Source organism: Buttiauxella sp. S19-1 (genome assembly GCF_022134725.1).
GTDB lineage: Bacteria > Pseudomonadota > Gammaproteobacteria > Enterobacterales > Enterobacteriaceae > Buttiauxella > Buttiauxella ferragutiae.
Genome location: NZ_JAHWLU010000049.1, coordinates 22,079 through 31,417, shown reverse-complemented (window position 1 = coordinate 31,417; position 9,339 = coordinate 22,079). Strand labels below are relative to the sequence as shown.

Genomic DNA, 9,339 nt, shown 5'->3' with positions numbered 1-9,339 from the left:
CTGTACAAGTACAAAAATTTATCGAGCGTTATAATTCTAAAAAAGAACTAAAAATTAATGTATTCACGCAACTAATGGCAACCAGATCCCCATCAGCAAAATTATCCAATGAACATGTTAGAGCATTAAACATGATTGATCTTGCTTTTTATGGGAAAATCAGAAAAGGGCATCCCAAGAGAACATCTAGTGAACAAGATGTTTTAAATTTATGGAAAGAATATTTCGCACATTTAAGCTCTTCTTGCCCAGACAACGAAACTGGTAGCACAATCTGGAATCAAACTAGCCATAATTTATTTCTAAATTTACTTTCATCAATGGCTAAAGATATTGGTTATGATTTTGACCGTGTTCATTTACAAAATGCAATTTATTCACCAATTGCTCACGGTGATTTAGAAAAAGACCAATTTAAAATTAGAAAAGGACTCGCAGCAATATTAGCTGGGGAGCAAACGATGAAAGTCGAATTAACGTCATCAGCTAATGAGGATAAAAATCAATAAAAGTTATAGTTTTATCACACCTCTTAAAACTGACTCATCCTTTTGGGTGGATACCTTGCCGTGTTAACTCGTATCTTCCCAAAGTCTTCAACCAATTCCCCAAGCTCATACCTGCATCTTTCGCTGCAACTTCAAATTGAGCTTTCAGCTCTGGTGAGATCCGGATCTGAAAAGCAGGATTTTTACCGGAAGCGGACTGTTTAGCATCATATTTGACCGTTGACATGTATGTACCCTTAGGATTAGTGTGGTCGTTAAGGTACACACCCTATCATAGGGTTGCCTGAAAAAAAACGCCCCCGAAAAGTATTACGAGTACCAGACGGAGGCTAACCACAGACGTTAAAGGAGTTAACGCAATGGCTAACACCAATACTACCACAATCACTCACGCTGAAATCCAGCGCCCAGAACCAGTTACTGAATCGGCTATCACGGCGCTATTAAAAACCCCGCTTGGCGCGCATCAGGATTTATTCCAGATCCTCGATAGCTGCCAGTTCCATATCGATGCACTGATTGAAAACGACGACAATACCGAATGTATGGCGCTTTGTGGGCGTTTGTATGCAGCACTGGAAATGTTGAAGTTTGCGCTTAAAGCGCCGTTACCAGCCCATTTAATTGAACGCCTGACGGTGGATGTGGCAGAACCCGATAATTATCGCGGCGCGCTTTCTACCGATTCAGAAACCCTGCGCGAATACTGCGCGGCGTTAGCCATGCTTTTGTTGCAGCGCCAGCAGTCGCCGGAACAAAGCCAACACATCACTGGATTATTATTCGAGTTGATCAACGTTCTGGTCGAGGATTTGAAAACACCGCGTTTTGTTCGTACCGATGGTGGACTGGCAATGATTAGCGGCGAAGCGGTTCCAGGAATTCACTAGGTTTCCCAGGGCGGTTAAGCGCAGCGCCACCCGCCAAAAAACGGTGGATGACGCTTGCGCTTATCCACCCAACAAATGCCTCGCAATCAGTCCAGAAATAAACCCTTCGTAATACACCTTAACATTCTGTCTTACTCTCAACAGGTACTATTCTGATTCACTATTAAAGGGATATTTCTGCATGAATAAGTTGATGAAAATTTTGTTGTTAAGCGGCGTTGCGTTGTCTGCTACTGCTTGTTCAAGTGACTATGTGATGTCGACTAAAACCGGTGACATGATTGTGACGCAAGGGAAACCGCAGGTGGATAAAGATACCGGCCTGATTAGTTACACCGATGCGCAAGGTAACGAACGCCAGATTAATGACGAGCAAATCGTGCAGATGATTAAGAAGGACTGATTTGCTGTGCAGATACCAGCCAGCCCATGCTGACTGGTATCTCGTCTTAACGTGCTTGACCTACCCGCCACGCAACATCACGCATGGCATCGCGGGCTGCCTGGCTGATACCACCAAGCTGGAAGAAGCCGTGGATCACGCCAAGATAGCGTTGGCAGGTGGACTCAACGCCTTGATCCATCAGGCACTCATGCAAGACCTCACCTTCATTGCGAAGTGGGTCGTATTCAGCGGTGATGATATGCACCGGTGGCAGGCCTGCAAAATCTTCACGAAATAACGGGCTGGCTTCATCATCCATTGGGTCAAGATCGGCCATATAGGCTTCGTAACCTGAAAGCAGCGTATCGCGGGTAATGATGTAGTCGTAGCCATTTTCCTGATAGCTGACAGATTCCGCCGTCGCGTCCAGCATCGGGTAAATCAGCATGAGGCGCGCAGGCAACCAGTTTCCGGCACTTTTCAGCCGCAGTGCCGTCACCAGGGCGATATGCCCACCGGCGCTGTCGCCTGCGAGCGTTATTCGTTCTCGATTCACTTCCAGTTGTTCAGCCGCTTTCCAGATAGCGTCCGCTGCACGCTCAGCATCATCATGCGCTGCCGGATAAGTGTACTCCGGGGCTACGCGATACTGAACGGCAATCACCCGGCAACCACTGTGATAGCAAAGCTGCCGTAACTGATTGTCATGGGTTTCAAACCCACCGCTAACAAAGCAACCACCGTGGTAATAGATCACGGCTGGAAGCGATCCGGTCGCATTTAGCGGGGAAAATATGCGTAACGTGCAGCCATTAAGGCTGATATCTTTCACGTCGACCCGGGTTTCCGTTTCGCCCGCTAAAACCGTGCTGGCGATATACCCGGCGCGGCGTTCGGCAAAAGTTTGTTGGCGCGAAGAAGGACGGCCAGAGTCGATGAATTCATCAACCAGCCCGGCGATTGCGGGTTCGAGGGACATAGCGGAATTCCTTTTATGCTGTATAGATGAACAGTTATATCGCATTTATGGGATCGCGTGAACCGAGTTTTTTCACTATTTCAGCATTCTGGAAAGCGCCTCGAACAAATGAAAACTACCAGGAAAAAACAGATAACCGTACGCTTTTTGCGGTTTATAGTACCCAGCAAGCTCATTCACAAAACAACATTAGATACCGTAAATAATGTAGATGGCTAAACATTGTGCGATTTACCCATCGTGTTAAGATGAGTTTAAACATTGTTTAATTTGGTAATCATGGTGAAAACGCTGATTCGTAAATGGGGTAATTCCGCAGGGGCCATTATTCCTGCAGCTGTTCTGGAGAAAGCTGGGATGAGAATAGGTGACAAAGTGGATATTGAAGCCGTTGAGGGAGGAATTATGTTGCGGGTCGCAAAGCCGATATACACGCTAAGTGAGTTACTGGCCCAATCACCCGAAGGAAGTTTCGAGCTTGATGATGAAGACCGTGAATGGCTGAATTCTCCTCCTGTTGGCAAGGAGATCGATTAGGTGAGTCTTTATATGCCTGATAGAGGCGATGTAGTGTGGCTCGATTTTGATCCTGCCGCTGGTCACGAGCAAGCCAAAACTCGGCCTGCGCTAGTATTGTCACCAGTCGAATTTAGCCGCAAGGCTGGCATGGCGATTGTGGCACCAATAACATCTCGTGTTCGTGGCAATGCATTTGAAGTACATCTGACAGAAACTCACACCCGGGGAGTTGTCATTTGCCATCATGTAAAATCAATCGATTTCCGGGCCAGACAGATGCGTTTCATTGAAAAAGCACCTGAAGAAGTCACAGAAGAGGCGCTGTCCAGAGTTAAGGTATTTTTCGAATAACACAGTGGGATGCAAAGCATCCCACTGCATCATTTACTCGCCTTCCCCTGGGAACAGGAAAGGATTGATGCTGCTGCGGGCAAAGCCTTCTTGCTCCATGCGCGCATCCAGCACCAGCGAGGCTAAATCGTCGGCCACGGCTTCCACTTTGGCATCTTTTTCCTGATAGAGAATCTTCAGGTAAGTGCCGCAGTCGCCACAGCTTTCCGCTTTAATCGCTGACTGTTCGCTTTCCAGCGACCAGTAGTTCAAATCGCGGGTTTGCTCGCAGTTGCTGCATTTAATGCGCACCACATGCCATTCGGTTTCGCATAAGTTGCAATGCAGGTAACGCAGGCCGCTGGTGCCGCCAATCTGCACCACGCTGGAAACCGGAATCGAGCCGCAAACCGGGCAGAACTGGCGTTGTTCACCGTATTCAGCTTTCGCACGGCCTGGGATCAGGCTCGCCATTTGCGCCCAGTAGAGTGACAACGCCGCCCAAATGAACGGGGCTTTGTCGCTCGAAACCAGCGCAAAATCAGCGTTAAACAGCGCGGTCGCCATCTCTTCGAGTTCTTGCGTCGACGCCTTTTCCAGGTTTTCGATAACTGCCAGTGCCTGGCCGCTCATCTCTGGTTTCAGCTCGGCAATCAACGAATTCAGCAGGCGCTGCCAGTGGGGATCACGCGGTAAAACGTGAATATCCAGCGGCGGCTTGCCGGTTTCCGATGACTTCTGAATCAGCGCCGTTAAATCCATTTCCAGCGGGTGGTCGTACAGCACCACTTCCTGGGCGTGGGCGATCAGTGCAGCAAAGCGCAGGAAATCACCCAGCGGATTATCGGTCGCCAACTCAAGCAGGCGTTCAGCGCGGCGGTTATAGAGATTTTTCAGCCTGGGGAACAGCAACGGCGGGATCATCTCCGCCGTGCGTTTATCGCTCTTCTCCAGCTGGTCTTGCGGGATTATGCGAATACTCATTCCGATCGTTTTTCCTGTTTTTGGCGAACTTCACGATACCATTTCGGATGGTGTTTTTTGGCCCAGGTCGTGGTGACCCAGCCTTCCACCATCGCGGTAATCGTGCCTTTCACCCAAAGGGCGGCATAGATGTGGACCATAATAACCACAATCAGTGCCACTGCTGCAAATGAATGCACCAACAGGGCAACGCGAATCAACGGGATTGAGAATGCAGGCGCGAAGTACGGGCGCCAGATAATCACGCCGCTCACCAGCAACAGTACCAGGAAGATAATCGCCGCCCAGAACACGCATTTCTGGCCGAAGTTATACCGCCCGGTGTCCCCCACTTCTTCGTTAACGACGATCTTGCGAATATTCTTCGCCCAGAAAATATCGTCACGATTGATGAGGTTATGGTGCCAGTAACGGAAAAACATGATGATAAACGAGGCAAACATCACCACACCGACGAACGGGTGGAGAATGCGCGCCAGTTGCGGTGTGCCCAGAACGTTCATTAACCAGTTAAAGGAGGGGAAGAAAAACCCCAGCCCGCTGATGGCCGCCAGCATAAAGCAGAAGGCGGTTACCCAGTGGTTGATACGTTCAGGCGCGCTGTAACGCTGAATAGTCACTTGTTTTTTCATGGTTTGCGCACCTCGTCGTCGTCATGGTGCAGGTTATCGTCCTCTTCTTCGGCACGGTTCGGGCCGACCCCCACATAGTGGAACACGCTGGCGGCGAAGGTTGCAGCAAAGCCAATAGCGGCGAGCGGCTTCCAGACACCTTTCCAGAATTTCACGGTTGGGCTGATGGACGGGTTCTCTGGCAGGCCGTGATACAACGTCGGCTTGTCCGCATGGTGCAGCACATACATAACATGTGTGCCGCCAACGCCTTCCGGGTCGTACAATCCGGCGTTGTCATAACCGCGCGTTTTCAGCTCTGCCACACGTTCACCCGCCAGGTTTTTCATATCCTCTTTCGAGCCGAAATGAATTGCACCAGTTGGGCAAGTTTTCACGCAAGCAGGCTCCTGGCCGACGGTCACACGGTCTACGCACAGGGTGCATTTGTAGACACGGTTGTCCTCCGGGTTCAGGCGCGGCACGTCGAACGGACAACCGGCGATGCAGTAACCGCAGCCGATGCACTGCTCAGACTGGAAATCGACAATACCGTTGGCATACTGAATGATTGCGCCTTCAGCCGGACACGCTTTCAGGCAGCCTGGGTCCGCGCAGTGCATACAGCCATCTTTGCGGATTAACCATTCCAGTTTGTCGTTTTGTTCCACTTCCGAGAAGCGCATCACCGTCCATGATTTGGCGGTCAAATCTGCCGGGTTATCGTAAACGCCGACGTTGCTGCCGATCTCATCGCGCAGATCGTTCCACTCCGAACAGGCCACCTGGCAGGCTTTGCAGCCGATGCAGGTGGTCACGTCGATAAGTTTCGCAACCTCTTGCTGGTGATCCCGCGCTTGTGGCGCGGGTGTGAGGCCATTGGTGGCGGAACGACGGATGATGTCCTGAGATTGATAAGCCATAATTCGTCTCCGTTACACCTTTTCCACATTGACCAGGAACGCTTTAAATTCAGGCGTTTGCGTGTTGGCATCACCGACAAATGGCGTCAGGGTATTAGCGATAAAGCCTTTCTTCGCCACACCTTCATAACCCCAGTGAATCGGAATACCGATGGTGTCCACTTTCTGACCATTCACATCTAGCTGGCGAATACGCTTGGTCACCACCGCTTTGGCTTTGATAAAGCCACGGTTGGAGGAGACTTTCACCGTGTCGCCGTGCGCGATACCGAGTGAATTCGCGAGCTTCTCGCCAATCTCGATAAACTGCTCTGGCTGCGCGATGGCGTTCAGTACCGCGTGTTTGGTCCAGTAGTGGAAATGCTCAGTCAGACGATACGTGGTGCCGACATACGGGAACTTGTCATGCTTGCCCATCGCTTCCAGGTCACCTTTGAACACGCGCGCCGCCGGGTTAGAAACCACGTTCGGGTGCAGCGGGTTGGTGCCAAGTGGCGTTTCAAACGGCTCGTAGTGTTCCGGGAACGGCCCTTCTGCCATCTTGTCGATAGCAAACAAGCGCCCTAAACCTTCCGGCTGCATGATGAACGGCCCAACGTCAGTACCCGGTGCGGCAGTGCTGTAGTCGGCAATATCTGCGCCGCTCCACTTCGCGCCATCCCAGGAAATCAGGCGGCGTTTTTCGTCCCACGGTTTACCTGCAGGATCGGCGGAAGCACGGTTATACAGAATGCGACGGTTAAGCGGCCACGCCCAGGCCCAGCCTAGCGTGTTACCCAAACCTGATGGGTCCGCGTTATCGCGGCGTGCCATCTGGTTGCCGTCTGGCGTCCAGCTACCGGCGAAGATCCAGCAGCCACTGGAAGTGGTGCCGTCATCGCGCAGTTGTGCAAACGAGCTGAGTTGCTGGCCTTTTTTCACCAGAACCGCACCAGTTGCCGGGTCGACCACGTCCTGCAACGCTTTACCGTTGCTTTCCATCGCCACTTCTTCCGGTGCTGGGTTGTCAGGAGTCTGGTAGTTCCAGCTCATGTTCAGCACTTGCTCAGGCAGCGCACCGCCTTCGCTCTGGTACATGTGGCGCAAACGGCTAAAGATACCCGCGAGGATTTCGCCGTCGTTCAGCGCTTCCCCTGGGGCGTCCGCACCTTTCCAGTGCCACTGCAACCAGCGTCCGGAGTTAACGATAGAACCGTTTTCTTCGGCAAAGCAGGTGGATGGCAAGCGGAACACTTCGGTCTGGATTTTCGACGGATCAACGTCGTTCATCTCGCCGTGGTTCTGCCAGAAGTTCGAGGTTTCGGTGTTCAGCGGGTCGATGGTCACGAGGAATTTCAGCTTCGACAGTGACGCAATGACTTTGTTTTTGTTCGGGAACGAAGCAACAGGGTTAAAGCCCTGGCACAGGTAACCGTTCACCTTGCCCTGGTTCATCATCTCGAAATATTGCAGGACGTCGTAGCCCTTGTCCCATTTCGGCAACCAGTCATAACCCCAGCTGTTTTCTGCTGTGGCTTTGTCACCAAAGAAGGCTTTCATCATCGAAACGAAGAATTTCGGGTAGTTGCCCCAGTAGTTGACCTGGCCTTCCAGCAGCGGTTTCGGCGTGTTGGCGGCAAGATAAGTCTGGATGTCAGGCTGTTTCTCGTTCGGCAGCGTCATGTAGCCTGGCAGGCTTTGTGACAACAGGCCGAGATCCGTCAGACCCTGAATGTTGGAGTGCCCGCGCAGTGCGTTCACGCCGCCGCCCGCCATCCCCATGTTGCCAAGCAGCAACTGAATCATCGCCATAGTACGAATGTTCTGCGCGCCCACGGAGTGTTGCGTCCAGCCCAGTGCATACAAGAACGACGCCGTTTTATTCCTGGCGCTGGTTTCTGCGATGTATTCACATACTTTCAGGAAATCATCTTTCGGGGTACCGCAAATATTGGAAACCACATCTGGCGTGTAACGAGAAACGTGCTCTTTGAGCAGGTTCCACACACAACGTGGATGAGTCAGCGTCAGGTCGCGTTTGGCGAAGCCTTTTTCGTCCAGCTCATAGTTCCAGGTGGTTTTATCGTATTTACGGTTTGCCGCGTCGTAGCCTGAGAACAGGCCGTCTTCGAAGCTGTAATCCTCACGCACAATCAGATTGGCGTTGGTGTAAGCCTCGACGTACTCGCGGTTAAATTTATTGTTGTTGATCAGGTACAGCAGTACGCCAGACAAGAAAGCGATGTCTGAGCCGGAGCGAATCGGGGTGTAGAAATCCGCCACCGAAGCGGTACGCGTAAAGCGCGGATCGATAACGATCAGCTTCGCGCCGTTGTGGATTTTGGCTTCCATCGCCCAGCGGAACCCAACTGGATGCGCTTCTGCCGCGTTTCCACCCATCACAATCACGAGATCGGCGTTCTTAATATCAACCCAGTGGTTGGTCATCGCACCGCGACCAAATGTTGGAGCAAGACTTGCTACCGTTGGTCCGTGTCAGACACGCGCCTGGTTATCCACGGCTAACATGCCGAGGGCGCGGGAAAATTTCTGGGTTAAATAACCGGTTTCGTTACTGGACGCTGATGCGCACAACATGCCGGTGGAGAGCCAACGGTTGACCGTGGTTCCCTGGGCGTTCTGCGCAATAAAGTTGGCGTCGCGGTCTGCTTTCATCAGTTTGGCGATACGGTCAAATGCCGTTTCCCAGCTGATTTGTTCCCACTTATCCGAGCCTGGTGCGCGGTAAGAAGGGAATTTTAGACGGCTTTCACTGTGGATGAAATCCACCAGACCTGCACCTTTCGGGCAGAGTGCACCGCGGTTTACCGGATGGTCCGGGTCGCCTTCAATATGGAAGATGGATGCTTTGGCATTTTTCGCGCCGTCACCGAGGCTGTACATCAATAGCCCACAACCGACGGAACAATATGTGCAGGTGTTACGGGTTTCACGTGTACGCAGCAGTTTATATTGCCGTGTTTCCGCAAGTGCAACACCTGGGGCAAAGCCCAGTGCCGCTGCCGTAGTCCCTGCCATACCGCCAGCACAGATCTTAAAGAACTGTCGTCTGCTGACCTGCATGGATGCTCCTTTTTTCGACATTTTTCACATGACTTATAAGTGTAATTTTTGCGGTTTAAGCCGCAAAGGTTCAAACTGGCAATAGCCCTTCATCCGGAAGGGATAGTGTTTCAAGAATACCACATTAGTTTTAAGGCTGTTCCAAT

11 protein-coding genes are annotated in these 9,339 nt (G+C 51.5%); 5 read left to right on the top strand and 6 right to left on the bottom strand.

From position 1 onward, the window contains the following. On the top strand, window positions 1-509 hold a 509-nt coding region (locus tag MES37_RS12730; protein ID WP_237931581.1), incomplete at its 5' end, for a DUF6680 family protein. A gap of 34 nt (window positions 510-543) precedes the next feature. On the opposite strand, the gene MES37_RS12725 is transcribed toward MES37_RS12730, so the two are convergent. Continuing rightward, entirely contained in the window at window positions 544-735 is a 192-nt protein-coding gene (locus tag MES37_RS12725; RefSeq protein ID WP_237931579.1) for a toxin-antitoxin system HicB family antitoxin, read from the bottom strand. Between the two features lie 133 nt (window positions 736-868). On the opposite strand from MES37_RS12725, the gene MES37_RS12720 reads away from it, so the two are divergent. Then, on the top strand, window positions 869-1,399 hold the full coding sequence (locus MES37_RS12720; protein ID WP_237931577.1) for a hypothetical protein: 531 nt from the start codon (window positions 869-871) through the stop codon (window positions 1,397-1,399). 181 nt (window positions 1,400-1,580) lie between these two features. Next, on the top strand, window positions 1,581-1,802 hold the full coding sequence (locus MES37_RS12715) for a YgdI/YgdR family lipoprotein (RefSeq protein ID WP_121814742.1): 222 nt from the start codon (window positions 1,581-1,583) through the stop codon (window positions 1,800-1,802). A gap of 46 nt (window positions 1,803-1,848) precedes the next feature. Here the strand turns inward: MES37_RS12715 and MES37_RS12710 are convergent, their stop codons facing one another. Continuing rightward, window positions 1,849-2,763, bottom strand: a complete 915-nt coding sequence (locus tag MES37_RS12710; protein WP_237931575.1) for an alpha/beta hydrolase — start codon at window positions 2,761-2,763, stop codon at window positions 1,849-1,851. A gap of 261 nt (window positions 2,764-3,024) precedes the next feature. On the opposite strand from MES37_RS12710, the gene MES37_RS12705 reads away from it, so the two are divergent. Both MES37_RS12705 and MES37_RS12700 read left to right on the top strand, forming a co-directional pair. Then, complete coding sequence (locus MES37_RS12705) at window positions 3,025-3,300, top strand: AbrB/MazE/SpoVT family DNA-binding domain-containing protein (protein WP_208856718.1); 276 nt, start codon at window positions 3,025-3,027, stop codon at window positions 3,298-3,300. Continuing rightward, entirely contained in the window at window positions 3,301-3,633 is a 333-nt protein-coding gene (locus tag MES37_RS12700) for a type II toxin-antitoxin system PemK/MazF family toxin (RefSeq protein ID WP_064542699.1), read from the top strand. A 33-nt stretch (window positions 3,634-3,666) separates the two neighbouring features. Here MES37_RS12700 and fdhE read toward each other — a convergent pair whose 3' ends face one another. From fdhE to fdnG, 4 genes are read right to left on the bottom strand one after another with little or no spacing between them, the layout of a single operon-like run. After that, window positions 3,667-4,596, bottom strand: a complete 930-nt coding sequence (gene fdhE / locus MES37_RS12695; protein ID WP_064542696.1) for a formate dehydrogenase accessory protein FdhE — start codon at window positions 4,594-4,596, stop codon at window positions 3,667-3,669. Continuing rightward, entirely contained in the window at window positions 4,593-5,228 is a 636-nt protein-coding gene (gene fdoI, locus MES37_RS12690) for a formate dehydrogenase cytochrome b556 subunit (RefSeq protein ID WP_064542693.1), read from the bottom strand. The genes fdhE and fdoI overlap by 4 nt, the downstream gene beginning before the upstream one ends. Next, window positions 5,225-6,130, bottom strand: coding sequence for a formate dehydrogenase subunit beta (fdxH, locus tag MES37_RS12685; RefSeq protein ID WP_232887125.1), 906 nt, complete (start codon window positions 6,128-6,130; stop codon window positions 5,225-5,227). The genes fdoI and fdxH overlap by 4 nt, the downstream gene beginning before the upstream one ends. 12 nt (window positions 6,131-6,142) lie before the next feature. After that, complete coding sequence (fdnG, locus tag MES37_RS12680; protein ID WP_133522112.1) at window positions 6,143-9,193, bottom strand: formate dehydrogenase-N subunit alpha; 3,051 nt, start codon at window positions 9,191-9,193, stop codon at window positions 6,143-6,145. Window positions 9,194-9,339 lie beyond the last annotated feature (146 nt).